Annotated in this window: 23 protein-coding genes, 1 tRNA gene and 2 pseudogenes; 13 read left to right on the forward strand and 13 right to left on the reverse strand. The window is 39.3% G+C overall.

Annotated features, from left to right (window positions below):
- Positions 1-32: 32 nt before the first annotated feature.
- The 4 genes and pseudogenes from BuS5_RS16855 to BuS5_RS16870 all read right to left on the reverse strand — a co-directional run bounded on the left by BuS5_RS16855 (position 33) and on the right by BuS5_RS16870 (position 3,083).
- Positions 33-869 (reverse strand): ammonium transporter, encoded by an 837-nt coding sequence (locus tag BuS5_RS16855; protein ID WP_232223111.1) that lies wholly within the window; start codon positions 867-869, stop codon positions 33-35.
- Between the two features lie 191 nt (positions 870-1,060).
- Positions 1,061-1,525: pseudogene (locus tag BuS5_RS16860) on the reverse strand (ammonium transporter); the annotation flags it as partial.
- Positions 1,497-1,721: pseudogene (locus BuS5_RS16865) on the reverse strand (P-II family nitrogen regulator); the annotation flags it as partial. The pseudogenes BuS5_RS16860 and BuS5_RS16865, both read right to left, overlap by 29 nt.
- A 207-nt stretch (positions 1,722-1,928) precedes the next feature.
- Entirely contained in the window at positions 1,929-3,083 is a 1,155-nt protein-coding gene (locus BuS5_RS16870) for an IS4 family transposase (RefSeq protein ID WP_036019371.1), read from the reverse strand.
- Between the two features lie 400 nt (positions 3,084-3,483).
- On the opposite strand from BuS5_RS16870, the gene BuS5_RS16875 reads away from it, so the two are divergent.
- The gene (locus BuS5_RS16875) at positions 3,484-3,642 is read left to right on the forward strand and encodes a C-terminal helicase domain-containing protein (protein ID WP_232223010.1); all 159 of its coding nucleotides are present in this window, start codon (positions 3,484-3,486) and stop codon (positions 3,640-3,642) included.
- A complete protein-coding gene (locus tag BuS5_RS16880) occupies positions 3,626-3,784 on the forward strand; it encodes a hypothetical protein (protein ID WP_232223008.1) in 159 nt (52 codons plus the stop codon). Before BuS5_RS16875 ends, BuS5_RS16880 begins: the two co-directional genes overlap by 17 nt.
- A gap of 216 nt (positions 3,785-4,000) precedes the next feature.
- On the opposite strand, the gene BuS5_RS16885 is transcribed toward BuS5_RS16880, so the two are convergent.
- A complete protein-coding gene (locus BuS5_RS16885) occupies positions 4,001-4,939 on the reverse strand; it encodes a bifunctional riboflavin kinase/FAD synthetase (RefSeq protein ID WP_027353024.1) in 939 nt (312 codons plus the stop codon).
- 105 nt (positions 4,940-5,044) lie between these two features.
- Here BuS5_RS16885 and BuS5_RS16890 point away from each other — a divergent pair.
- The 3 genes from BuS5_RS16890 (at position 5,045) to BuS5_RS16900 (ending at position 6,585) form a co-directional block, all read left to right on the forward strand.
- Positions 5,045-5,131: transfer RNA gene (locus tag BuS5_RS16890), tRNA-Leu, on the forward strand.
- 47 nt (positions 5,132-5,178) lie between these two features.
- Entirely contained in the window at positions 5,179-5,655 is a 477-nt protein-coding gene (locus BuS5_RS16895; RefSeq protein WP_027353023.1) for a flavodoxin family protein, read from the forward strand.
- 15 nt (positions 5,656-5,670) lie between these two features.
- Complete coding sequence (locus BuS5_RS16900; protein ID WP_027353022.1) at positions 5,671-6,585, forward strand: hypothetical protein; 915 nt, start codon at positions 5,671-5,673, stop codon at positions 6,583-6,585.
- On the opposite strand, the gene BuS5_RS16905 is transcribed toward BuS5_RS16900, so the two are convergent.
- Entirely contained in the window at positions 6,582-8,609 is a 2,028-nt protein-coding gene (locus BuS5_RS16905) for a tetratricopeptide repeat protein (RefSeq protein ID WP_027353021.1), read from the reverse strand. The genes BuS5_RS16900 and BuS5_RS16905 overlap by 4 nt on opposite strands.
- A 275-nt stretch (positions 8,610-8,884) precedes the next feature.
- Between BuS5_RS16905 and BuS5_RS16910 the strand changes: the two genes are divergently transcribed.
- Both BuS5_RS16910 and BuS5_RS16915 read left to right on the forward strand, forming a co-directional pair.
- Complete coding sequence (locus BuS5_RS16910; RefSeq protein ID WP_027353020.1) at positions 8,885-10,774, forward strand: peptidylprolyl isomerase; 1,890 nt, start codon at positions 8,885-8,887, stop codon at positions 10,772-10,774.
- Positions 10,775-10,783: 9 nt separating this feature from the next.
- Positions 10,784-10,999, forward strand: coding sequence for a zinc ribbon domain-containing protein (locus BuS5_RS16915; protein ID WP_027353019.1), 216 nt, complete (start codon positions 10,784-10,786; stop codon positions 10,997-10,999).
- An 83-nt stretch (positions 11,000-11,082) separates the two neighbouring features.
- Here the strand turns inward: BuS5_RS16915 and BuS5_RS16920 are convergent, their stop codons facing one another.
- Positions 11,083-11,751 (reverse strand): TIGR00153 family protein, encoded by a 669-nt coding sequence (locus BuS5_RS16920; RefSeq protein ID WP_027353018.1) that lies wholly within the window; start codon positions 11,749-11,751, stop codon positions 11,083-11,085.
- Positions 11,752-11,761: 10 nt separating this feature from the next.
- Entirely contained in the window at positions 11,762-12,934 is a 1,173-nt protein-coding gene (locus BuS5_RS16925) for an inorganic phosphate transporter (RefSeq protein ID WP_232223007.1), read from the reverse strand.
- Between the two features lie 398 nt (positions 12,935-13,332).
- Here BuS5_RS16925 and BuS5_RS16930 point away from each other — a divergent pair, with 398 nt between their 5' ends.
- Both BuS5_RS16930 and BuS5_RS16935 read left to right on the forward strand, forming a co-directional pair.
- Positions 13,333-13,521 (forward strand): indolepyruvate ferredoxin oxidoreductase subunit alpha, encoded by a 189-nt coding sequence (locus BuS5_RS16930; RefSeq protein ID WP_027353016.1) that lies wholly within the window; start codon positions 13,333-13,335, stop codon positions 13,519-13,521.
- A gap of 399 nt (positions 13,522-13,920) precedes the next feature.
- On the forward strand, positions 13,921-14,964 hold the full coding sequence (locus tag BuS5_RS16935) for a LysM peptidoglycan-binding domain-containing protein (protein ID WP_027353015.1): 1,044 nt from the start codon (positions 13,921-13,923) through the stop codon (positions 14,962-14,964).
- A gap of 362 nt (positions 14,965-15,326) precedes the next feature.
- Here BuS5_RS16935 and BuS5_RS16940 read toward each other — a convergent pair whose 3' ends face one another.
- From BuS5_RS16940 to serS, 4 genes are all read right to left on the reverse strand, one after another.
- The gene (locus BuS5_RS16940; protein ID WP_198012176.1) at positions 15,327-16,013 is read right to left on the reverse strand and encodes a tetratricopeptide repeat protein; all 687 of its coding nucleotides are present in this window, start codon (positions 16,011-16,013) and stop codon (positions 15,327-15,329) included.
- A gap of 109 nt (positions 16,014-16,122) precedes the next feature.
- Positions 16,123-17,910: a LysM peptidoglycan-binding domain-containing protein gene (locus BuS5_RS16945; protein ID WP_027353014.1), complete on the reverse strand. Its 1,788-nt coding sequence runs from the start codon at positions 17,908-17,910 to the stop codon at positions 16,123-16,125.
- Complete coding sequence (gene thrC / locus BuS5_RS16950; protein ID WP_027353013.1) at positions 17,892-19,415, reverse strand: threonine synthase; 1,524 nt, start codon at positions 19,413-19,415, stop codon at positions 17,892-17,894. The genes BuS5_RS16945 and thrC overlap by 19 nt, the downstream gene beginning before the upstream one ends.
- A complete protein-coding gene (serS, locus tag BuS5_RS16955) occupies positions 19,406-20,686 on the reverse strand; it encodes a serine--tRNA ligase (protein ID WP_027353012.1) in 1,281 nt (426 codons plus the stop codon). The genes thrC and serS overlap by 10 nt, the downstream gene beginning before the upstream one ends.
- A 364-nt stretch (positions 20,687-21,050) precedes the next feature.
- Between serS and BuS5_RS16960 the strand changes: the two genes are divergently transcribed.
- Positions 21,051-21,638, forward strand: coding sequence for a 5-formyltetrahydrofolate cyclo-ligase (locus BuS5_RS16960; protein ID WP_027353011.1), 588 nt, complete (start codon positions 21,051-21,053; stop codon positions 21,636-21,638).
- A gap of 335 nt (positions 21,639-21,973) precedes the next feature.
- The gene (locus BuS5_RS16965; RefSeq protein ID WP_027353010.1) at positions 21,974-22,417 is read left to right on the forward strand and encodes a SoxR reducing system RseC family protein; all 444 of its coding nucleotides are present in this window, start codon (positions 21,974-21,976) and stop codon (positions 22,415-22,417) included.
- 4 nt (positions 22,418-22,421) lie between these two features.
- Here the strand turns inward: BuS5_RS16965 and BuS5_RS16970 are convergent, their stop codons facing one another.
- Positions 22,422-23,510, reverse strand: coding sequence for a KamA family radical SAM protein (locus BuS5_RS16970; RefSeq protein WP_084445602.1), 1,089 nt, complete (start codon positions 23,508-23,510; stop codon positions 22,422-22,424).
- 151 nt (positions 23,511-23,661) lie between these two features.
- On the opposite strand from BuS5_RS16970, the gene BuS5_RS16975 reads away from it, so the two are divergent.
- Positions 23,662-24,165 (forward strand): PilZ domain-containing protein, encoded by a 504-nt coding sequence (locus BuS5_RS16975; protein ID WP_027353008.1) that lies wholly within the window; start codon positions 23,662-23,664, stop codon positions 24,163-24,165.
- Positions 24,166-24,177: 12 nt separating this feature from the next.
- On the forward strand, positions 24,178-24,756 hold the full coding sequence (locus BuS5_RS16980; protein ID WP_027353007.1) for a DNA-3-methyladenine glycosylase I: 579 nt from the start codon (positions 24,178-24,180) through the stop codon (positions 24,754-24,756).
- Positions 24,757-24,869: the final 113 nt, after the last annotated feature.

Genomic DNA, 24,869 nt, shown 5'->3' on the forward strand with positions numbered 1-24,869 from the left:
TATTATAAATTAACAATATATCTTACTTGCCCTTATTTCTGTGCATATGCCGAAGTCGCAAAGTCAGGATATGCATTGCCGCCGTGTTCTGATGAGTCAAGACCTTCCGCTTCTTTTTCCGGAGAAACTCTTAGCCCCATGGTAACGTCAATTATTTTAAAAAGAATAAAGGCCGTGACAAAAGTCCATACAAAGCATGAAACAATTCCCAATACCTGAACCCCGATTATCCCGGCAGTCACGCCTTCTATATTGAAAAGTCCGGCTGCCAGTGTTCCCCAGGCGCCGTTGACACCATGCACCGATATAGCGCCCACAGGATCGTCGACCTTGATTTTATCAAAAAAGAGCACCGCAAAAACCACTACAACTCCTGCTATCGCTCCGATTATAATAGAAGAACCCGGGGTTACGTTTGCACATCCGGCTGTTATTGCAACCAGGCCTGCCAAAGCTCCGTTAAGGCTCATACTTGCCTCGGGCTTGCCGAATTTTATCCAGGATGTAATCATTGCCAAAACCGCCCCGGCGGCTGCGGAAAGATTGGTATTGACAAAAATCATGGCGATACTCGTATCCGCGGTTGTGGTTGAACCGGGATTAAATCCGAACCACCCCCCGACCCAGAGAATAAATACGCCGAGTGCCGCCAGGGGTATATTATGACCCAGGATCGGCTTTACTTTACCTTCTTTGGTGAATTTCCCAATCCTGGGACCTAGAACTATGGCTCCCGCCAATGCTGCCCAGCCACCTACGGAATGTACCACTGTTGAACCGGCAAAATCTATAAAACCAAGCCCTTCCAGCCATCCACTGCCGTTAAAAAGACTGCCCCACGCCCAGCTTCTGAAAATAGGGTAGATCAATCCGCTTATAAATATCTCAACTTTCGGACTTGATGTAGATATATAAATTTATATAATTTCAAGACGTTATGTAGAAATATTTCCAAAATATAGTTTATAAAAACTCTTTTTAATGCTATAAAATTTGCGATTTTAGCTATCTAACATATTGAAATTATTGAAGCACATTTCAACCCCGAAAGTTGAGTAAATATACTGTATACCAGGTACCCGGTAAATTCCGCCATGGCGCCGGATACTATAGTCGCCGCAGTTGCCGCAAAAACCACCTGGAACATCCAGAAGGCCAGAACCCATGGATCGCCGCCGACCTTGAAATCACTTAAAAAGAAACCGGATGTTCCGAACCAGCCCGACTTGCTTACTCCAAACATAAGGCCGAAGCCGAGCGCCCAGTAAGCAATGGAACCTATTGAAAAATCCATCAGATTTTTCATTAATATGTTGACGGCATTTTTTGCCCGCGTAAAACCGGTCTCAACAAGAGCAAAACCTGCCTGCATAAAAAAGACCAATACCGCTGCAACCAATGTCCAGACATAATTTGCATGGGTCTGAACCAGATCTATCGCCTCTTTGTTGCTCATTATTGTTGGCGCCTTCTCTTCAGCAAACGCCACCCCAAAAGTCGACAACCTTATCGACAAGTTCAGCATCAAGTACGATTTCCATTTTAACCTTTGGTATGAAATCGACCTGATATTCAGCTCCACGATAAATCTCGGTATGACCGCGCTGGCGACCGAAGCCTTTTACCTCGGTGATTGTCATTCCAGTGACGCCAATCTCATTTAGGGCATCTTTTACCTCATCCAGTTTTAAAGGCTTGATAATAGCTTCAATTTTTTTCACTTTTCCCTCTCCTTTAAAATCAGTCTCAATTTTTCTTCCATGGAATATTTATCATCATAACAGAGCAATCACTGTGCCATATATCAACGATTTTTTTTTAGCATAACCATTGGAAATAACTTGATATAAAACTAATGACCTTCCTGGCACGATTCAGCATGGATACAAATTTGTATATTTTTTTAAAAAAAATTCAGTAGTGTCCGGTTAAGTTTTTGCATATAGCATTTGCTCTTTGATAATCAGATTATTAGACCATACGTTTTTTTCGTCAGTACGTAATTCGTTCTGGATGGTATTTCTAAGCTGACGAATCCTCTTTATTGATACAGGTTCATTAAACTGTTCATGGCAGTATATGGCCATAAGCAGGTAGGTTATTAACCCCGCAAGGATTTGAACCATCAGGCCATATCTACTGTGAGCAATCAAGTGGTACACTTTTAAATGTTTCTTCCACCATTTGAAAAAAGTTTCGATATCCCATCTAAGCTTATAAACGGTTGCAACCTGCTCGGCTGTAAGATCATAACGATCAGTTGCCACAAAATATTTGACACCGGCAATTTTATAACCAACCAGTCGAACCGGCTTTCTGGTCTGGTTTACCCCAGGAGTGCCAAGAAGAACCACAGCATCATAAAAAATATAGCTGTCGGGATCAACAGGCTGCTCTTTGATAATAGTTCTTGTTGTTTTCGCTTTGATGCGGCAAACAAAATGTTTTTTTTCATCCTGAAGAAGATCAAAATCCTTATGTGATTGATACCCCCGATCCATGATTCCTGTTTGGCCTTTTGTAAGGATAGACCTGACAAAGGGGCGTTCAGCGCCATTTCCATTTGTCAGATGAATTTTTATAGGAATCTTGCGATTGACATCAAAGCCGAAATGGCCTTTTGCTTTTTTAGCGCCTTTTCTGTAATCAGCCCAGTACATGGACAGAACTGCATCAATTAAAGATCCATCAATGGAAACGAGTTCACCGAGATCTGAATAATTTGATGGTAAAGCATTTTGTGCCTGGCTGCAAAGAGCTTGAAAAACATATTCAAGCTGTTCAAGCCCTCGAGAATTGATAATTTCGGAAAAACTGCTACGACTGATCCCTCCATCTGGAGCGACACATTCTTTGGCAAAATCGTCTTCTTTAAGGTGTTGAATAAGATCACGAGCTGATTCATGTTCTTGTAGATGGAAAAATATCAGTGCGTGAAGCTGATCTTCAAAAGTCATTTTCAATGGCCTGTGACCTCGGGATTTAAGCTGTGGCGTGTCAGGAAAAATCTTTTGCAAAGGTTTGAGAAATCGAGCATGAGATTGGGGATTAAAATTCTTTTTTGGGATATTGAATATGTCCATTTTTGTCTTAACTCCTTGTTATAATTATATTTTATAACAAAACGATAAAAAATTTTTATTTGGTTTGTCAAGTAAAAAATGAACATTTTTCTAATTTTTTTATCCCATATAACATGCAAAAACCTAACCGGACACTACTGAATTTTTTTATCCCATATAACATGCAAAAACCTAACCGGACACTACTGAAAAAAATTACACTTCTGTAAAAAATAAGCTTATTTTTCCCTTTTTTTAAAAAAAATATTTAAAAAAAACAATTTTGTGTAATTGATGGTAAAAAATACACTCATTGTTCCGAAGCAGGGATATCATTTGTAGAACTTTCAAGAAAAATCTCTGTGAATAAACGTCAGGCGCTGATAGAGGAATTTACAAAAAATGGGGGCTGTAAAGCATCCTGTCAACGGATGCAGGTGGAACAGACCTCAACCTCCAGACCGCTGATTGTGTTGTCAATTTTGAGCTCCCCTGGAACCCGGCCCGTATAAACCAGCGCATAGGGAGGGGGATCAAAAACGCTCAAAAAAATAAATGCATAAATGGAGCATGTTCTTAATTCCGGAATGGAGTTTATTGGCGGCCTTCTGGAAATGGCAACCGGCAGCAAGATAAAACCGGTTGAGGGAGACGGTAAAATTGTGAGTCTTGACAAGACAACGGGTGAAGTTACATTAAAATTTAAACTGCCCGGTTTCTAGCAGTTCAAGCCTTGATCCATAGACGATCCTGATTTGCCGTCCCACCAAAAACCCGTATTTAATGGTTGGCTCGTTTTGAATAATGCATTAATATACTAATCTGTATACCTCGGAATGTTATAAATTGCGTTTTTTTCGATGAGCAATGAGCATCAAAAGCGAGCCTGAGTAACGCAGCTATTGTGATGTTCGGGGCCATTGAGAAGTTATATATCATCATGGATCAGGCAATATTGCGTCTGCTTTTTTAATATCTTTTTTAATCTGTTCTGCTAATTCGTTGATGTTGGAAAATTTTTTTTCATCCCTGATACGTGTGATAAAATTTACCCGAATCTGATGTTCGTATATATCCTTATTAAAGTTAAGAATGTGGACTTCAACAGTAAACTGTTGATCAGTAAAAGTCGGGCTGTAACCAATATTAGCGACTCCTTTGTATTTACAATTCAGACATTCTACAATAACGGCATAAACTCCCCTTTTGGGGCAAAGCTCATCTTTTAAGTTGATATTTGCAGTCGGACAACCGAGTAGCCTTCCACCTCTGTTGCGCCCCGGTACTACCATTCCTCTGATTTGATAAAAACGTCCCAATAATTGCGGCACTTCTTCGACCTTACCGTCAAGAACAAGCTCTCTGATTTTTGTACTGCTTATTCTTACAGGGCAATTGCCCGATACCGGTATCCAGTTACTGACAATTACTTCAAAACCTTTTTGCGAAGCATGTTTTTTTAATAAACTTATGTTGCCCTCACGGTTCTTGCCGAAAGAATAGTCCTTGCCAACGACAATGGCTTTTATGGCTATAGTTTCAAGCAGAAGGTTATCAATAAAGTCATCTGCAGTGATGGAGGCAAACTTCCTGTTAAAAGGCAAGCAAACAAGCACATCTATTCCCGATTTTTCAATCAGCTCAACTTTTTGTTCATACAGAGTTATAAGGGGTAGATAATAGTCAGGTTTTAATACTCGCGTGGGATGAGGTTCAAAAGTCATGACCATGGAAGTCCCGTTAAGTTCCTCCGCCTTTTCAATCACTTCATGCAGAAGTGCCTGATGGCCTAAATGGACGCCGTCAAAATTGCCTATGGTAATTACTGGGTTTTTATATTTGATTTTAAAGTTATCTATATTATTAATAAGTTGCATAATACTCCCCGGGCCGAATAAATAATAGGCTTGACAAAAAAAAGAAAAAAAAATAATTAATATATTTTTATACATTAATAAATCCTTTTTTACAAATTTCAATATGCCGAAGTGGCGGAACTGGTAGACGCGCTAGGTTCAGGGTCTAGTGGATGAATTTCCATGGGAGTTCGAGTCTCCCCTTCGGCACCATTCTTTTTAGTGGTCCCAGAATTTTCAATCAAAAAAAGGAGGATATTATGCAGGTTCTTGTTCTTTATTATTCCAAGGGAGGTAATACCAGGCAACTTGGCGAGGAGATTGCGAAAGGGGTTGAGTCTACGAACATAAAGGCGGTAATCAAGAGTACCAATGAGGTTACCAAAGAGGATTTCCAGGAAAGTTCCGGCATTATCGCAGGTTCGCCTGTCTATTTTGGCGGCATGGCTGCTGATCTTAAGCGCGTATTCGATGAGTTTGTGGGTGTGCGCAAGAAAATGGAGAATAAGATAGGCGCTGCATTTGCCACAGGCGCGCATCATACAGGAGGCAAAGAGACAACTATGCTCTCAATCCTTCAGTGCATGCTGATATATGGTATGATTATTGTTGGTGATCCGATGGATGCTTCAGGTCATTATGGCGTTGCCTGTCTGCAGGCCCCGGATGAAACGGCTGCATCCGATGCTTTTAAGCTGGGAGCCCGTGTTGCAGAGCTTTGCAAAAAGTTGCAATAAGATTTTTGCTATATAATGCAATGGCGTAAAACAGATTTCAAACAAATAATTAATGACAGAAGAATGATAATCCTGATAGGGATGGTCGTTCTCTGTCTTGGTTATGTTGCCCTGCAAAAACATATTAATATAAAGGCTGAAAAAAATTTTAATCATACCATAGCCGGAATCAAATCATACGCTGATATTCATTACAATGATATTTTCGTTGATCCCATCAGCCGCAAAGTTTATATCAAACATATAACAATCACTCCCAAAAATAGTCTGGAAAGTTTAAACATTGGTGAATTAATACTTTATCAATGCGATGTAAAAAATAAAATCCCCCATACATTACATTTTGCAATCAAAGATTTTGAGATCTGTCAAGATAATAGCACCCTGTTGAAATTGAGGCCATATTTTGATGAATTGCGCTACAGCGAACTGAAAGTTGATTTTGACCTGGAGTATCGTGTTGAAAACAAAGATGATTCCCTTGTTATCAACAAGATGGTAATAGACGCTGAAAATGTGGGACGAGCTGAATTTTATCTGAAATTAAATAGATTTAACCTTACCAGGCTATTAAACCCATCAGACAGCGCAGGGAACCTTTCCAGGACTCTGCCGTTTGTTTCAATTTCTGAAGCATCACTTAATTATGCGGATGATTCCTTTGTATTAAGGTTTTTGGAGCGTCTGGCCAGGCAGGGTAACCGACCGGTCGAATACCTTATCCACGATATTTCCGAGGAGTTACAAAAAAAGATAGGCGATAGCAACGAGTTTACACGCATACAATTGCAAGCATTGATAGAATTTATTAATAATCCCGACAAAATAAAAATAACCGCCTATCCTGAAAAGCCTGTTCCTTTGGCCAATTTCCTGTGGCTCAATGATTTGAACGACCTGATTGATCTGCTGCGGATCAGGATAAATTAATTTTGAAGCATCTCCCTGCTTTGGAGATAATCCTGTGCATCCCGGCTGCCAAGGGCTGCTGCAAGCTTTAAATCATCAATACCTTTTTCTTCATCACCGGATAGAAGATAGACTCTTCCCCTGCCATAAAAGTACAGACCGTTTTGAGGGTCTATTTCCAGGGATTTGGTTATTAATGATATTGCCTTCTGGTAATCACCGGTTTCTCCGTAGGATATGCCGAGTTGGAAGTATGCGTCGATTCTATTGGGATCGATTTCGATTGCTTTTTTATAATATCTTATAGCAGCCCTGTCGTTCCCGTATGTGGAACAGATGGCCCCTTTTTTCCACCAGTATTGTGCATCATTCTCATTAATACCACTTGCTTTTTCATGATTACCGGCTTGATTAAGCGGGCCCGTATCTGTTTCCATATAACTTGACCCTGTTTGGCATGGTGCGGAACGGACATTGGAAAAGTCAAGCTCCTTAACCCATGCTATCATCTTTTTAAGATCATCCATCATGATTGATGATCTTGTATATATTGTACCCTTACTGGCGTTACATTCCAAGGTAATTTTCTCCATTTCAGGTAGCTTCCCCATCCTCAAACCCTGCGCAGGCGCCATTCCCATAATCATTTTTATGTAACCGGCCATATCAATATTCATCGTCATTAAAGGTGCAGCAGATTTTTTTTCTTTAAAATTACCCGATATTTTAATTAATTCATCAATCCTCTTATCATTTGGAGCCGTGATGAATAAATTATCCAAAGCAGTCATTCGCATGTCATATTCAAGCATCTGTTTATTTTTTGCTATACAGTTCATAGCATCCGGTCCCGGTACAGGAAAAAAAGGAACGCCCACTTTCAGTCCATATACTTTATGCCCTTTTACAATGCTGTCCTGAGTGCGTGTAAAATTTTGCTGTTTGGCAGAAAGCATCTGCTTGCTCAACATTTTATTGATATCGGTGCTATATTTTTCCAGCCATGGGAGATAGGTTTTCTCTATGAAATCAGCATAATTTCTCCCTTTTTTCAAAACACTGATGCTTTCGAAAACCATTCTGCCGTTTTGAAAATTTACACCTCCGGCCATTTCTCCGGTAAAGTTAGTGCAAACCGATTCTATACTGGAAAGGTCGATTCCTATTTTTTTGTAAAACTCTCCGAAACAATTATTTATTATATCGAGCATCCCCATGATGTCATAGCTGTGAGATCTGAAATTGATTTGATACTGAGGTGAATAATTGTCAAGCATCACAGTATCTCCGGTTGAAGTGAAAAGTTTTTCCAGTCTACTGCCCCGAACAGTATCCGCTTCAAAAAAAGCCTGGAAAATCGATTTGTTTAGATTAAGACCTGTGGAGACTGTTTCAATTTCTGATAAAGTGTCTAGACTTTTTTGGAGCATTTCCTTGATTTCAGCCGGCGATATATTAAGTTGGTTAAGCTCTTGGTTAGCAGGCATATTTTCAAGTTGAACCATGGATTCCTTTATTTTATCATGATATATTGACATTATTTTGCTTACATTCATTGTTATTGAAAATGAATCGTCGGATTTAGCCCCTGATACATTGACCAGCGCATTTTTTAGCGACTCTGAAATATTTCCGTTAGTAATGGGCGGCACCGATATGATATAGTAATCAGAACCGGAACTTGCATTGAAAGCAGCCTGAAAATTGTTGTTCGGCTCTTTAAAAGGGATAAGCGCCGATATTTCAGGTTTGGTGGTATTTTTTAATACAACGCCTAATACAATAGGACGGTTATGATCTATCCAGTCGGTTCCCTGGAGCATACCTCTAAGCATATGGGCAGGTGATGGAGTATTCGTATGTGGGTCTGCTTTTATAAGCTCTTCAATTATGTTTAACGTTTCGTCTATTCTGCTTATTTTAATTATAATATCCAATGAATCAGGGATGGTATTTTTGGCGTTAACAGAACAATTTGTGATTATTAGCAGTGTTATAATAAAAATTATGGGAGACAATTCCATCTTAGAGGGCTTTAAGAACATTTCATTCTCCTTGTATCAAATCTTTGAATAATTCAATTTAATTATATAATATACAGGATGTAAATCTTTGTATATTATCGGCAGTAACTTGGAAAAACTTAAAATTTTTTTCTTTTTTTAAAATTTGAGAATCTATACTCTGGAAGGTTATAAATTGCGAACTTATTTTTGCGCGAACCCTTAAGAACAAGGACGAAATAATTTTAAATTGACAACTGTACCTGGATCTGAGATTTTCTTTTTTTTCAACCAATTTAAATATAAGGTGAACTGAAATGCTGAATGTTTTTAGAAAAAAGGCTGGCTCGTGGATGGTTAAGGCCATCCTGGGCGCAATTATCATTGTATTTATTTTCTGGGGTGTGGGCAACTACGGCGAGAAACAAGGCAACATGGTTGCTGTTGTAAACGGAGAAAACATTACAATAGACGAATACAGAGATGCATACGAGAATCTCCTGGAACAGTTTCGTAAAAGATTTGGAAATAACCTGAATGATGAAATGATAAAAATGTTCCGGATTAAACATCAGGCTTTAAATATGCTCATAGACAGGAAGCTGATGATTAATGCGGCCAAAAAATTAAAACTACGTGTTTCCCAGGATGAGGTTGTGTCTGCAATTAAAAATTTTGAGGCTTTTCAGACAGCCGGAACATTTGATAAACGTCTTTACGCAAATATTTTAAATCGTATAAGAACAACTCCTGATGAGTTTGAAGCGGAACAGGGTGTGGTCTTACTTTTGAACAAGTTAAGATTATTTATAACGGATTGCGTCAAGGTTTCCGAGCAAGAGGCGAGAGAATGGTTTGTTTGGAATAATTCATCAGTAAAGATCGATTACGTTATATTTGATCCTGAATCATACAAAGACATAGACCCTTCAGATAAAGAAGCTGCCGAATATTTTGAAATCCATAAGGAAGAGTATAAGACGGAACCTATGGTCAAGGTAAGATATATACATTTTGATCCTGAAAATTACAAACCAGTGGTAACTATTTCTGAGGATGAACTGCGAAATTATTATGAAATGAACCCTGAAGAATTTATAAAGCCAAAAACAGTAGAGGCAAGGCACATACTGATAAAAACAGATCAAAATGACAGCCCTGAAAAAATTGAAGAAAAGAGAACAAGGGCCCTTGAGATTCAAAAAATGGCAGAAAAAGATGATTTTGCCGAACTTGCCCGGAAATATTCAGAAGGCCCCAGCAGGGATAACGGTGGTTTCCTGGGAGCATTTACACAAAAGGATATGGTTAAACCCTTTGCGGACAAGGCATTCTCCATGAAAATAGATGAGATAAGCGATCCTGTGAGGACAAGGTTCGGCTGGCACATCATCAAGCTTGAAAAAATTAACGAAGAATCGACAATTCCGTTTAAGGAGGCTGCAGTAAAAATACGAGAAAAAATTACTAAAGAGCGCGCGGTGAACCTGGCTTATGATGAAGCTGAAAAGGTGTATGACGCTTCATTTGCAGGAGACGACCTTGTAACCGCCGCCCGGGAACACAATCTGAAAGTTGAGACAACCGAATTTTTTACAAAACAGGGCCCTGAAAACGGTATATTGGATCGCTTAAAATTTGCATCCGCAGGTTTTTCCCTTGGGGATATGGAACTTAGCGATATACTTGATTTTAAAGATGGTTATTATATTTTGCAGCTTATAGATAAACTCCCCCCTGAAATACCGGAATTCACCGCTGTCCGGGAAAAGGTCAGGACTGATTTAATAAAGTTTAAACAGAGAGAAAAAGCAGAGCACGATGCCAAGGCGCTCCTTGGTGATTTAAAAAATGGTGTTTCCATGAGCTTGGGAGCTGAAAAGTACAACCTGAAAGCCTCAACTTCCGATTTTTTTAAGAGAGATGCTTCGCCAGGCAATACCGGTCTGGAAAAAACCATTATTAAAGCTTCGTTTAATCTGTCGGAAAAACATAAATTGTATGAACAGGTAATTCCAGGAATGAATGGATTTTATTTAATCAGTTTCAATGAAAGCAAAAAGCCCGATCCGGATGAATTTGAAGATGAAAAAAAGTCTGTAATCAATAAATTATTACAGGAAAAAAAAATTAAAACTTTTGAAGCGTGGCTGTCGCAGTTGAGAAACGAAAGTGAGATTTCCATAGAAAATCATTTTCTGGAATAGGATATCTTTATGGATGAAAAGAATCATTGTTTTACAACAAAAAAATGTCCGGAATGTTTAACCAACTTGCCACTTAACGCCGAAAAATGCCCTGACTGTGGAAAAAAAATTGGTGAGGTAGATAAGACCGGATTTGCAAAAAGGCCTGTCAACTGGCTATCTTATATTATCAGCGTGCTTGCATGGGTAGCGCTGTGCCTATATATTTGGTGGGCATTTTTTTAGCGTTTATATAGGTTTCCACAGTAAGAGCTCGATGTATCACGCCCTTACTGTTAACTCAGATTTTTCCCACTCTATGCCGGAGACTACCTCGCTATCATAGCTCTCATCATATCTCCGGCATTTTCTGCGTGATCGGCTATCGATCCTATTGTTTCGGCCAGCCTGACCATATGAAATACTGTAACAGGATCCTGGATCAGATTAAAAACCTTGCTTTTTACAGCATCTTCGACTGTATCGGCATCATGTTCCTGCTGACGTATTGTTGCAATAATATTTTTTACTACATTTCTTTGTTTATCTGAATAATTTCTGAAATACTTCCTGGCTTCGGATACCATTTTGCTTAATTCTTCAATAGGGGTGATTATTGTATCCACCAAAAGGAAAAAATCCTTTTCAAGCTCTTCCGGTATGCCAGGGTCATTCCTGTATGAGATCCAGTCAAGTGCATCTTCAACCGAATCGAGTACGCTGTCCTGTTCTCTCAAATATCGAAACAACTGAAATTTATCCACCGGCAGCATGCTCCATTTCGGCAGATGACCACGAATTCTTCGTTTAATGGCATCTGCTTCACTTTCGAGTTGATCGACCTCCTGCCTGAATTTTTCAAAAGTCAGACATTTATCCGTAATGTGGCATTCAAGGGCTTGCTGAAAAGCCCATGTGCATTCCTTTACCTTTTCAGCATGTTCCTGAATTCCTTCAAAAGGCGAAGTCATAAACATGGATATAAATGGTAAACGCATAGCCCCTCCTTTATAATATAAGTTGAAGAATTTTAAAAATTATCATACTGGTAATCGCGGCAGCCGGCACTGTTAATATCCAGTAAAGCATTATCTGAAGCACAATACTGAAATTGACTGCCTCAAACCCCCGCGCAATTCCCACGCCGAAGACTCCGCCCACAGCAGCATGAGTAGTGGAAACAGGCAGGCCTAATTTTGAGGCTATCAGCACTGTCGTTGCTGCGGCAAAATCGACCGAAAAACCGCGTGTATTGGTCAAGGTGGTGATTTTGGTGCCGATAGTGCCCATAACCCTGTGGCCCGCCATAGCAATTCCCAAAGCAATGCCAATGCCGCCGAATAAAAGCAAAAAAAGCGGAACAGGCACCGTTGCGCCGACTGATCCTGTTTTTACGAGAAAGTAGATCACCGCCAGCGGACCGATTGCATTGGCTACATCATTGGCGCCCTGCGCAAGCGCTACATAGCAGGAGGTCCCTATCTGAATCCGCCTGAAAATTTCTTCAACGCAATTAGACTTTTCCCCGAGAAAGCGCCGTAAAAGCCTTAAACCTGCATATCCGGTTATTACGGCAAGAATAAATGCTATAAGCAGTGCCGAGTATGTATCTATATCAAATCTTTTACCAAGAGGCGTTTTAAAAAGAAATGATAAAATAATCACGAAAAAAGCAAGGCCGATAAAAAAAGGCGCCAGCTTGAAGGCCCAGGCCATAGCGTCCTTTTTTGAAAGAATAAATTTAACTATGATTTTAAACATAATGAACGCAATCACAAGACTGAATACCGGTGAAATAATCCAACTCAAGATAACAGCTGCGAGCTTGCCCCAGTTGATCACGGAAAAACCGCCGGCCATTATTCCGAATCCAATCATTGCGCCGACTATGGAGTGGGTTGTTGAGACCGGCAACGATTTCCAGGTGGCAAAACTAACCCACAGGGCAGAGGCAAGAAGGGCGGAGAGGGCGCCTATCAGAGCAAGGTGAGGGTCAGATAAAACTTCGGTGGAAACAATACCTTTTCTGATGGTATTAGTAACATGTGAGCCAAGAAATGCGGCCCCGACAATATTCAGAATCCCAGCAATAAAAATTGCCTGCCGGATCGTTATCGCTTTGGCACCGACAGCGGATGCCATGGAATTTGCAACGTCATTGGCCCCAATATTCCACGCCATATAAAAACCGAAAATATAACCAATGATAAGTATATAATATTCTAAAATCATACTAAATTAATACCAATTTTAGATTTTCCCTGATAAAGATTTCACTTTTTTTATCGGGTACGTAACACGTGTGAATATGCAAATCAATGCTAATATTTTTTAAGCTTTTCCATCAAAGTTCTTACCTCAGCAATTCTAATTATGGCATATTTTTATCTATATATAGATTATGAAGCATAGCGTTGCTACAATATGATGTGCCACAATCTTCCAAAATTAGAATTGCTGTTCTTACCTAATTTTACTTGACTATTGATTATAATTTGTATAAGGCTTTTTACAATTATGGATAAATTATGGAGGCTATCCGCCTTGATTTTTTTTTTTTACAAAAGGAGATTTGATAAATGGCTTTTATTCCAACAGTAGATGCAGACAAATGCGAAGGTTGTGAAGAATGTGTTGACGTCTGTCCAGTAGATGTATTCGAGATGGTAGATGAAAAATCCTCACCGGTTAATGCTGACGAATGCCTGGGTTGTGAGAGTTGTATAGAGGTTTGTCCAGCAGATGCCATAACCGTTGAAGAGGTCTAAGAAATATACTAAGACCCTTGCAAATGAGCCCCTCTTGCGCACATAAGGGGGGGGGCTCACTCCCCCCCAAGTTCACTCACTTCGGTCCGACCTACTACAGATTGTCACATAAATAATTTGGCTGCGTTATCGGTCGTTGGTGTAGGGGTTCAAGATTTTGAACCCTCCCTCTGGCCTTATGCTAAATTTCAAGATAGGGTAATTACCTGAAAATCTATATAGCCTCACCGACAAAATTGTACCTCAATTCTATAATTTTTTAATTTTTAATTTTTAATTTTTAATTGAATGGAATAAATCTTGCTTTCAATTTTAGTGGAACTATGCTTGCTTTGGGATTAATCAGCCCCGCAAAAAAAAATTGTAATCAGAATTAAGAGACAAAATTGGGAGACCGGAATGAATTGCAAATTAAAATTTCAGACATTTGTCAGCGCAATGATTATGTGCGCTTTATTGTTTAATTTTTCTTTAAACCTTTGCGCTGAAGAAAGGGTTGGAGAAATTGAATATGAAAACGGCTTTTACTACACGATTCAAAAAGGGGACACTCTCTGGGATCTTTCCCAAAAATTTTCCGACTCTCCATGGCAATGGCCTGATTTGTGGCGGGAAAACAAACAGCTGCCTAATCCGCACTGGATTTATCCGGGCGAACGGATACGCTTATACCTTAAAGAGGACACAGGCAGCATACCCGAAAATAAAATCATCAAACAAAAAATACATCAAATAGAATCAACAAAAAAGCAGGTATATTATTATTACTCTAAAATCGATCAGGCGGGTTTTATAAAAAGTGATGCCGCCAAGCCGTCCGGCACCATTTTGAAAGTAAAAGATAAAAAGGCAATGATAAATGAAGGGGATATTATTTATATCAGAGAAGAGGGGGGGATTCCCCTCCCAGAAGGTAAAAAATATTATATTTACAGAACTATGAAACCGGTGCGGGCTCAAAACCTTACACCCTACCCGGGGGTGCAGCACTATTTTACAGGTATCGCGGAAATCGTAAACAAAGAGGCGGGATTTGCTGTCGGCAAGGTTATAAAGTCTTACCGGGCCACCAATCTTTATGATCTGCTTATGCCGTATGAACCTATTAAATCTGAAATTGCCATTACCGAAAGTATAAAAGGACTCAAGGGAAGAATTATTCTTTCAGAAGAGCATAAAGCTATGATAGGGGAGAATGATATTGCATTTATAGATAAGGGAACAAAGGACGGAATACAACCAGGCCAGCGGTACAGCATATTTTATCAGGAAAAAGAAAAAATCAGCGCCAATTCAAACCAAGCCGTGTTGCTGCCCCCTGTTCAATACGGAATGCTCCTTGTTCTGCGTACTGAAAAAGATACCTCAACTATTTTGATTACATATTCGGAAAAAAGCGCTCACGACGGCGCAGGGATATGCTATCCTTTGGATGAAGGATAGAGGGAAAAGTCTGACATATCACTTCAAAAGTACTTTACACTTTTTTTTAAAAAATAAACGAGGTTTGTTTTAATCTCAGCCATTTTGAGATATGAGGGATGAGTATTGAGAATAAAGATACAGTAAAGTTTTTTCTCAATACTCACAACTCAACCCTAAGTGGCCCAAGATAAAACCAAGCCCAAACAAACCTATAGACCGTCAGATGATTAATTTCACAAGGCCAGAGGGAGGAAGGCGTATTATAATACTCCGGCGACCGATAACGCAGTGAAATTATTTATGTGACGGTCTATATCTGTGTTTATTTGTATCCCACTGTTGTTTCAAAAGTGTCAACGATAAATGAGGGATGCCAAGTTTCAATATATTTCTTCAGCCTTTTTTTTAGCCTCTTTTGCCTGCTTGCTGCCCGGGAAAAGTTCAATAATCCTGTTATATGCATCAACAGCCTTTGTGTATGATTGGGAACGCCGATATGCTCTGGCCAGCTCAAAATATAACACAGCGGACCGAGGAGAAAGTTTATCATCTTTTTTTGATTTTTCGACATCCCTTTCATAAACTGCAACAGCCGTTTCGAGCGTTGAAACTGCATCCGGCAGTCTGTTCAGCATAATATACGTTTGGCCAAGGCCCAACAGGGCTTTTAAAAATTCCGGCTGAAGTTCCAGAGCATCAAGATAGTATTTTTCTGCAAGTTTATATTCTTTTTTCTTGTAATAAGCCCATCCCATATTCGAAAGCGGGTTATACGGAGTGACATAGAGTAGATCTTTTGTAACTTTTTGAAAATAATCTATAGCCGTATCCCAATCACCTTTTACCATATATGCCGTGCCCAGGTTGTTCATAGCCGGGGCATAATCGTGCTTTAATTTAACAGCTTCCTTAAAATGGGCTATTGCAAGATCATTCCTCCCTTTTGCCATATAAACCTCGCCCAAGTCATTATGAAGGAAAGGGTCGTTATGATATATCTCTTCCGCCCGAAAAAATTCTTTTAAGGCTAAAGTATATTTCCCCTCTGCCATGTATACTTCGCCCAAATTCCGGATGGCTTCCCCCTGTTTTTTTTGCTTTGCTATGTAGGAGGTACATGAAACAAAAAATAAAATAAAAATAGTGAATATTATAAAAGAAAATTTTCTAATCATATTATTCCCAAATAATAAGTTTGATTTTTTTGTCTTTTAAAAACTGAACAATTTGATTGTCAAGGAAATGGCCGGCAAGCAATACTTTTTCATCAGTTTCGGTGTTAATAAGAAAACCGGATATGATTAAATCTATATTGTGCTGTCCCGGTTTTTGTGCGGCATGAAATATTGGATTTTTTTTATATACAATGCCGACAGCCTTCAAAATTTTTTTCGATACAGCATCAATAGAATCATTTTTAAATATCTGCACTATATCAAAACCCGATTTTTTTATTGCATCAACTGAATCTCCGTAAAAATTTCCGTAATCCACAAGCAGAGGATGCCCACTATTAGTCGATATAAAATTCGATATGGTTTTTACTTGAACACCGGCATATGGAAAAGTAATATGAACATTCGGAATATATTTATAATCCAAAGCTGCAAGTAAATCACTCACAAATGATTTATGATCTGCAACACTTAAGGTGATAATATTTTCACCATACTCGGACAACTTGTCTTCAGGTGGATGTTCAATCTCTTTATTGCCGCGAAACAACTCTTTAACTATTATATTATGCTGAAACAAATACTGCAGGATTGAATCAGGAATTTTTTGATCAATACTATCAATCCAGAAGATACATACATGATTCATTCCCTGGCCCGGTATTTGATTTGGTCCGGCCGGTTTGTCGATTATCCATTTAGCCCGTATTATTACTTTCACTCCCTTATCTGAAAATGAGAAAACGGTTTTTGAATTGTTTTTTTTAATTACTTCCAATACCGCATCGAATACTTGCTCGGAAGTGGCTTCTCCAGAAACCGCTGCAAACTTCAAGTTTTTCCAATGTGATTTAATAATCTCTTTTTGAGATTCTGAAAACCCCTTCTCTCCGGTATAGATGACCCTTTGCCCGTCATTAAATTCAAGCACCGGGAAATGTGACAGATTAAGTTCAATATCCTTTTTATTTTTTCTGGGAAAATGGTAAATACCTTTATTAATAAGTTTGGCCTCAAGAATAGACGCAGCCTCTGCCAAAGGTGATTTTAGTTCATCGTTGCTTTCTTTAGATTCAAAAGTACTGAGTGCAATAGTATTAGAAGTATCAGAAATATCTGATTTGGGTTTTTTATCATAACCAGCAATAAACTCTTTTGAATTGTCAAAAATGGAAGCATACCATGACTCATTCTGCACGGATGCTTTCGGAATTTTAATTGTTTGGCCGGCTATAATTCGATTAATATCAGATAGTTCTGGATTAACCTGCTTAAAAAGTTTAAGGCCGTCTTTATACGATTGCGAGCCGTATACCCCGAATCTTTGAGTAATAAGTTTTGATACGCAATCACCCTTTTTCACCTTATATCCGGTAGTATGCCTGGCAAGCAGTTCGGAAACGCTCATTATGGTTACAAAGGGAATGGTAATAATTCCTGAAGCCTGCCCCGGCATTGCTCCAGGCAACAACTTCCTTAAGGGTATGAGTATATGCTGGCCGGGGCGTATTATGTCCAAGTTGTTTATGTGAGGATTTATACTCTTGAATATGCTTAAGAATTCAGGGAAATCCCTGTGTGATATCTCGCCTTTTTGTTTGAAAACTTTAAGAATCCAGTCATTTTTCTGCACAACATACGGATCGCACAAAATATCTATGCCGCTGACTTGTCGCACCATATAGGTTTTATAAAGTAATGCGCCGTAAGCATAAAATGAGATTAGCAGACATCCTGATATAATCCCGGCCGTTAAAAAACAGAGTCTCCTTAGCCTTTTTTTTTGCATGCGGTCTCCTGCCTGAGATCCAGATATTCAGCAATGTTATCGGATACGCGTTTTACAAAGATATTAAAATCATCTCCCTCCAGGGGTTTTCCCGGGGCTGGAAATTTTTGTAAATCTCCAGGTTTGATAAGTACGGGAGTATTGATAAGCTCGAGATCCGGTATAATATTAAATTCAGCTGGAAAGCTGCCGTTGAAATAGGTATCCGCAAAACCGGAAAATTTTATGGCATGAGCGGTGGAATCGAGTATGGCCACATCATCTTTGCCGATTAATCCGCGTTTGGATGCTTCAACAAGACCGGCCAGTGATTCACCTCCCTGGGTGCAGGCTATATGGCCGTTACGGTTTGCAATAAGCTCCCAGTCCATAATAGACTGCTCGGAGACTTCCACAAAAAAAAGATTCTCCTTTTCGGAAATTTTGTTATAAAGATCAACAAGATGTATGACCCGGGGCATGGAAACAGGATTGCCGATCATAGCTGCCTGGGCAACGCTCGATTTTACTCTTACAGGCACGAATTTACGTTTTTTTGCATCAGGTTCAAGATAATATCGATACACAGGATCTGCATGTTTCGACTGAACTCCGATAATTCTTGGAAGTTTATCGATAATGCCGGCATCATAAAATTTGAGGAATCCGCTGATAACTGCAGAAATATTACCGGCATTACCCACAGGCAATATTACTGTTTTTTGATCCATATCATACTCAAATTCCTGCGCGATCTCGTACGAATAGGACTCCTGGCCTAAAATTCTCCACGCATTTTTAGAGTTTAAAAGCGCCACATTGTATCTTTCCGACAAGCTCTCCACAACCTTCATGCAGTCGTCAAAAACACCAGGTATTTCAAATACGGCCGCACCGCTTCCCAAAGGCTGTGAAAGCTGCTGGGGAGTCACTTTTTTATGGGGCAGAAGAACCGCAGATTTTACCAAGGGCTGCAAAAATGAGGCATACAGAGCCGCCGCCGCGGAAGTATCCCCGGTGGAAGCACAGACTGCCAGCACATTTTCAACATGCTTTCCCTGAATTAAAAAATTTATATAGCTAAAAGCGCTGGCCATGCCCCGGTCCTTAAATGAAGCGCTTGGATTCTGGCCGTCGTTTTTAAAAAAAAACCTGACTCCAACTTTATCCTGCAAAAAAGAATTGGCCTCTATCACAGGAGTATGTCCCTCGCCAAGATAGAGAATCGTTTCCAGGGGCAACACCGGGCCGATAAATTCATGATAACGGTAAATACCTTTTAAGGCCGGTTTGTTAAGCATCCTTCGATAATCGAAAATACGCCGCCATGTTTTCCCGGGGATCTGTTTCAAATGTTCAAAATCTTCATCATAAATCAGCAGGATCTGCCCGCATTCCGGGCAGGTATAAAGAAGTGTCTCGATCCCGAATTTTCGATTACAATCGAGGCAGCGATATATAAGCTTACCCTTGTGCCCGGGTATTATAAAAGGTCTGATATCTTCCGGAAAATCTTCTACCCGCATGGCTCTATCCTTTTCATCCCCTCCATATAGGGCTGTAATGCTTCCGGTATTGCCACCGAGCCGTCGGCTTTTTGAAAATTTTCAATTACCGCCGCAACTGTCCGGCCCACGGCCAGCCCGGAACCGTTTAAAGTATGAACAAGCTCGGTCCCTTTTTTACCCTTTCGTCTGAATCTGATATTGCCCCGCCTTGCCTGAAATGCTTCAAAATTACTGCAGGAAGAAATCTCTCTGTAAACATTCTGAGCGGGCATCCATACTTCAATATCATAGGTTTTTGCTGCTGAAAAACCAAGATCACCAGTGCAAAGCTCTATAACCTGATAGGGAATTTCAAGTCGTTTTAATATAGTCTCCGCATTGTTAAGCAGATTCTCCAGTTCATCATAAGATGTTTCAGGTGTAGTAAATTTAACAAGTTCCACCTTGTTAAACTGGTGCTGTCGTATCAATCCTTTTGTATCTTTACCATAAGATCCCGCCTCTGAACGGAAACAGGGAGTATAAGCGGCATAAAAAACGGGAAGGTTCTCTTCTTCAAGGATTTCACCCTGATGTATGTTGGTTACCGGGACTTCTGCTGTGGGAATTAAATAATAATCCAATCCCTGAAGTTTGAAAAGATCCTCCTCAAACTTGGGAAGCTGCCCGGTGTTGGTCATGCTGCCGCGGTTCACTATAAAGGGAGGGAGAACCTCCTTATAGCCGTGACGTTCAGTATGCAGGTCAAGCATAAAATTTATCAAGGCTCTTTCCATCCTTGCGCCAGGGCCGAAATAAAGCGGGAAGCGGGCTCCTGTAATCCTGGCGGCTCTGTTAAAATCAAGGATACCCAGTTGCTCACCCAAGGTCCAGTGGGGCAGAGGTTTAAAATCGAAATCAGGCAATCTTCCTTTAATATATCGAACCGGATTGTCGGAAGGATCCTCTCCCAGGGGCACAGACGCATGGGGTAGGTTGGGCAATGACATGACAATAATGTTAATTTTTTCTTCTGCTTCGGATAAGGAGTTCGCCAGATTTTTGACACTGGATGAAACTGTACGCATTTCATTGACAATGCCCTCTGCATCCTCCCCCTTTTTTTTCATTGCCGCAATCTCTTGCGAGACCACGTTGCGGCGATGCCTGAGATTTTCAAGTTCCAGTAAAATTTTTTTTCGCTGCTCATTGAAAGAATTCAAGTCTTCAAGATCGGCTGTTTTCCCGCGTGTGGAAAGCGCTTTTTGAACTTTCTGCAAATTTTGGGTTACATATTTTATGTCCAGCATAACAATTCCCGTATTCATTAAAAAGTCTGAGACATATATAGATTCTCACATAAATAATTTCACTGCGTTATCGGTCGTCGAAGTAGGGGTTCAAGATTTTGAACCCCTATCACCTCTGGCCTTGTGTCAAATTTTAAAATCGGGTTATTATCTGAAATCCTATAGGATAATATGGAAAAATACAATTTGCAGGTTATTTAGTCAATGATTATTATAGGTTGACTTTATTCAAAATTTTATATATGCAAAGTCAATTTAGAAATGGATGATTTGTCAATGCTGGTCGGGTTTCATTGAAATAATATGAAAAGTTAATCATGTTACCATGAAACATAAATATAAAAAATGGTTCAGGAGAACATAAATGGAGGCAGTGAAAGAAAAAAAACGTGTCATCCGCGAAAAAATTTCTATAACACTTTCCGCATTTTCTGATAGTGAGTTAGCTGATAAAACCAAAGCAGTAGAAAACAGGTTGTTTGATTTTGCCAATTTTTTTGAATCAAAAATTGTATTATTATATATAAATAACGTAAACGAAGTAAATACGGAACAGATAATTAAAAAGTCCTTAAAACTTAATAAAATCGTCATTCTTCCAGCAATTGGCACAAAAAATCATGAAATAAAATTGCTGAAAATTGATAATGTCGAAACAGATTTAAAAATCGGCTCACGAGGTATTTTAGAGCCTGATGCTGAAAAATGTAAACTTGTCCCCGTGGAATGTATAGATATTGCAATTGTCCCCGGAATTGCACTGGATGAAAAAGGCAGCAGAATAGGGTTCGGCGATGGATACTACGACCGGCTTATCCCAAAACTGCCTCTTACTGCCAGAAAGGTCGGCATTGCTTTTGAGGATCAAATTATAAAACAGGTGCCGACCGAATCACATGACCGGCATGTGGATATCATTATTACTGAAAAAAGAATCATATATAAAATTTAAGATTTTAGGTTTTAAGTTTTAAGCCTTTAACAATACCTTCGCCAATTTGTATTTTGATCTGTTTTTACAAAAAATTATTTTTTAAACATTAACAAAATCAACACGTTACAAAAACAGAAAAAGCTGATTTTCTCTGTTTTTTTAATTTGGCGAAGGTATTGTTTAACAAAACATTTAATTATTTTAGTTAAAACCTATAGCACATTTCGGAAGTCTTGATACTGTTTATGCAAATTTTTAGCAGTAAACATGCGTCACAAGTTGCTTTCTACGAGTATCAAGATTTACGGGACACGCGATAATACTTCCGGTCTTTTCCGGGTCAGGTGTTTAATTTGGCTACTGAAGAAGGCATAATAACAAAAATTGATGCCGCCACTGCCTGGGCAAAAACAACAAGAAGCAGTTCATGCGCGTCCTGTTCCTCAAGGGATTCCTGTAATGTCATGGAGGAAGGCGGAAAAGAAATGATTGTTGAGGCCCGCAATCCGGCAGGCGCTAAAGTAGGAGATCGGGTTGTGCTCAGTTTTGAAACATCCTCATTATTAAAGGCCTTATTTTTGCTGTATGTTTTTCCGATTATCTGCATGATTGCAGGCGCCGTTGTGGGCCATAAATTTGCCATTATCTACAATTACAATGATTCGGTAATGTCTGCAATTTCAGGGTTTCTATTTTTTTTCCTCGCGATTATTGTAATAAGATTAACGTCTGACAAACTGGCCGAAAAGGATGCTTACAAACCAAAAATCATCAGAATTCTGTCCAAAAGTAAGTAAAATTTTATACAGGATACTTATAGGTTTTACCCTCATAATTTTTTACAAGTAAATTACCATTATTTGCTCCCACGATATATTTTGGGACAAGCGGTACTTTGCCCCCTCCCTCCGGCAAATCGATCATATAATGCGGCACTGCAAGGCCGGACGTATGACCATAAAGTTCCTGCATAATTTTAAGACCCTTCTTGACGGATGTACGAAAATGACAGGTTCCCTCAACAAAATCGGCATTATGAATATAATATGGTTTTACCCTGATCTTGAGCAGACCATGCACAAGCTTTTTTATCGCCGCCGGTGTGTCATTTACTCCCCTTAGCAGCACTGACTGGCATCCAAGGGGCAGGCCGGCATCCGCAAGAATTGAGCAGGCTTTTGTTGCCTCAGGGGTAATTTCATCATAAAGATTAAATTGTATATTAATATACAGAGGGATATATTTTTTTAAAATCCCGGCAAGCTCCCGGGTTATTCTCTGGGGAAGAGTACATGGCACCCTCGAATGAATTCTAATTATCTCAACATGATCTATTGCGCGTAGTCGCAACAAAATATTGTCAAGCACCTCATTTTCAAGCAGCAAAGGATCGCCGCCTGAAATTAAAACATCGCGTATCGCTCTGTTCCAACGGATATAGGCCAGACCGTCTTTTATGGTATCATCATTTACTGAAAAACGGGTCCCCACTCTTCTTTTACGCATGCAGTGCCGGCAGTACATGGCACACTGGTCCGAAACCATAAAAAGGACCCTGTCAGGATAGCGGTGAATCAGATTCGGAACTGGAGATTGAGCTTCTTCAGCAAGGGGATCTTCCATTCCTAATTGGAGATTTATCTCCTTCATATCCGGTATGGACTGCTTCCAGACAGGATCACCCACAGACTTAATAAGAGATAAATAGTAAGGGTTTATACGCATCGGGAATTTTTCGGTTATTTTTCGAATATTTTGTTTTTTTACCGGCAAATATTTTGCCAGCACATCAGCAGTCGTTATGCTGGAAGATAAAATATCATGCCAGTCGGAATACTTTTTGCAACATATTGCTCCTGCTAACGAGATGGTTTGGCTATTGTGTGTCATAAGATATCCTTTTTGATCAATATCCGATCAACCTTGAAATAAAATAACTTGCAAAATATTATTTGCAGGATTATTTATTATAATTAATCTAATTTTTTCTATAATATTTTCTATAATATTTTCTATAATATTTAATTTTTGAGGCATCATAATGTTGGAAAAAATATTTGTAAACGAAAATAATATAGCTGTTTTTATCTGCCCTGAATGTAAAAAATCAAGAAATGTTGATGTTTCAAAATACAAAAATCTTGACAAAGCTTCCAAAATTAAATGCAGTTGCCCCTGCGGGCATTCATATAACGCTATCCTGGAAAAAAGAAAACATTACAGAAAAAAAACGAATTTTCCCGGAATATATGTTAATATTATTTCCAGTATAGGTGCCAATTTTTTAGAGGAAGTGGGCCGCGGCACACTAAAGGTAACCGATATATCCCGCACAGGAATACAATTCACTCTGAATATTCAGCATGACTTTAGCCTTCATGATAAAATTCTTGTGGAATTCCGGCTGGACGATAAACAAAAAACATTGATAAAAAAAGAGGTTATAATAAAAAATATCAATGGGTTGAAAATAGGTGCCGAATTCTTCTCAATTGACCCATCGGACCCATCTGACAAAGCCATAGGGTTTTACCTTTTAAAATAAACAGCTTGTAAAATGAAGCAGCGATGTAAATGGCCGGGCTATGATCCGGTTTATGTAAAATATCATGACACGGAATGGGGCGTCCCGGTGCATGATGACCGAACCCTGTTTGAATTTCTTGTGCTTGAAGGCGCACAGGCCGGACTGAGCTGGATAACCATTCTGAAAAAAAGAGATAATTTTGCCAAGGCCTTCGCAGGATTCAACCCGGAAATAATAGCGGAATATAATCAGAATAAAATCGAAGAGCTTATGCAAAACAAATCTATTATCAGAAACCGTTTAAAAATAAAATCTGTTGTGCGTAATGCAAGATTATTTCTTGATATTCAAAAAGAATTCACCAGCTTCAACGATTATATCTGGATGTTTACAGGTGGAAAACCGAAAAAGAATGCATGGCGGCATGAGGATGAGATTCCCGGAGCAACAGAAGAATCCTCGGATATGAGCAGAAATTTAAAAAAAAGAGGGTTTAAATTTGTCGGTCCCACAATTTGCTATGCCTTTATGCAGGCTACCGGCATGGTAAATGATCATATAGTAGATTGCTTCAGATATAACGAGATCTATAGACCGTCACATAAATAATTTCACTGCGTTATCGGTCGTTGAAGTATTACAATACGCCTTCCTCCCTCTGGCCTTGTGAAATGAATTATCTGACGGTCTATAGATTGTCACATAAGTAATTTTACTGCGTT

It is taken from the genome of Desulfosarcina sp. BuS5 (genome assembly GCF_028752835.1).
Taxonomy (GTDB): domain Bacteria; phylum Desulfobacterota; class Desulfobacteria; order Desulfobacterales; family BuS5; genus BuS5.

Excerpts from the sequence above, each read along its gene's own strand:
- BuS5_RS16870 (WP_036019371.1), bottom strand. The coding sequence starts at position 3,083 with ATGGACATATTCAATATCCCAAAAAAGAATTTTAATCCCCAATCTCAT.
- BuS5_RS16880 (WP_232223008.1), top strand. The coding sequence starts at position 3,626 with ATGGAGCATGTTCTTAATTCCGGAATGGAGTTTATTGGCGGCCTTCTG.
- BuS5_RS16885 (WP_027353024.1), bottom strand. The coding sequence starts at position 4,939 with ATGCAACTTATTAATAATATAGATAACTTTAAAATCAAATATAAAAAC.
- BuS5_RS16895 (WP_027353023.1), top strand. The coding sequence starts at position 5,179 with ATGCAGGTTCTTGTTCTTTATTATTCCAAGGGAGGTAATACCAGGCAA.
- BuS5_RS16900 (WP_027353022.1), top strand. The coding sequence starts at position 5,671 with ATGCAATGGCGTAAAACAGATTTCAAACAAATAATTAATGACAGAAGA.
- BuS5_RS16905 (WP_027353021.1), bottom strand. The coding sequence starts at position 8,609 with ATGTTCTTAAAGCCCTCTAAGATGGAATTGTCTCCCATAATTTTTATT.
- BuS5_RS16910 (WP_027353020.1), top strand. The coding sequence starts at position 8,885 with ATGCTGAATGTTTTTAGAAAAAAGGCTGGCTCGTGGATGGTTAAGGCC.
- BuS5_RS16915 (WP_027353019.1), top strand. The coding sequence starts at position 10,784 with ATGGATGAAAAGAATCATTGTTTTACAACAAAAAAATGTCCGGAATGT.
- BuS5_RS16920 (WP_027353018.1), bottom strand. The coding sequence starts at position 11,751 with ATGCGTTTACCATTTATATCCATGTTTATGACTTCGCCTTTTGAAGGA.
- BuS5_RS16925 (WP_232223007.1), bottom strand. The coding sequence starts at position 12,934 with ATGGCGTGGAATATTGGGGCCAATGACGTTGCAAATTCCATGGCATCC.
- BuS5_RS16930 (WP_027353016.1), top strand. The coding sequence starts at position 13,333 with ATGGCTTTTATTCCAACAGTAGATGCAGACAAATGCGAAGGTTGTGAA.
- BuS5_RS16935 (WP_027353015.1), top strand. The coding sequence starts at position 13,921 with ATGAATTGCAAATTAAAATTTCAGACATTTGTCAGCGCAATGATTATG.
- BuS5_RS16945 (WP_027353014.1), bottom strand. The coding sequence starts at position 17,910 with ATGCAAAAAAAAAGGCTAAGGAGACTCTGTTTTTTAACGGCCGGGATT.
- thrC (WP_027353013.1), bottom strand. The coding sequence starts at position 19,415 with ATGCGGGTAGAAGATTTTCCGGAAGATATCAGACCTTTTATAATACCC.
- serS (WP_027353012.1), bottom strand. The coding sequence starts at position 20,686 with ATGCTGGACATAAAATATGTAACCCAAAATTTGCAGAAAGTTCAAAAA.
- BuS5_RS16960 (WP_027353011.1), top strand. The coding sequence starts at position 21,051 with ATGGAGGCAGTGAAAGAAAAAAAACGTGTCATCCGCGAAAAAATTTCT.
- BuS5_RS16970 (WP_084445602.1), bottom strand. The coding sequence starts at position 23,510 with ATGACACACAATAGCCAAACCATCTCGTTAGCAGGAGCAATATGTTGC.
- BuS5_RS16975 (WP_027353008.1), top strand. The coding sequence starts at position 23,662 with ATGTTGGAAAAAATATTTGTAAACGAAAATAATATAGCTGTTTTTATC.
- BuS5_RS16980 (WP_027353007.1), top strand. The coding sequence starts at position 24,178 with ATGAAGCAGCGATGTAAATGGCCGGGCTATGATCCGGTTTATGTAAAA.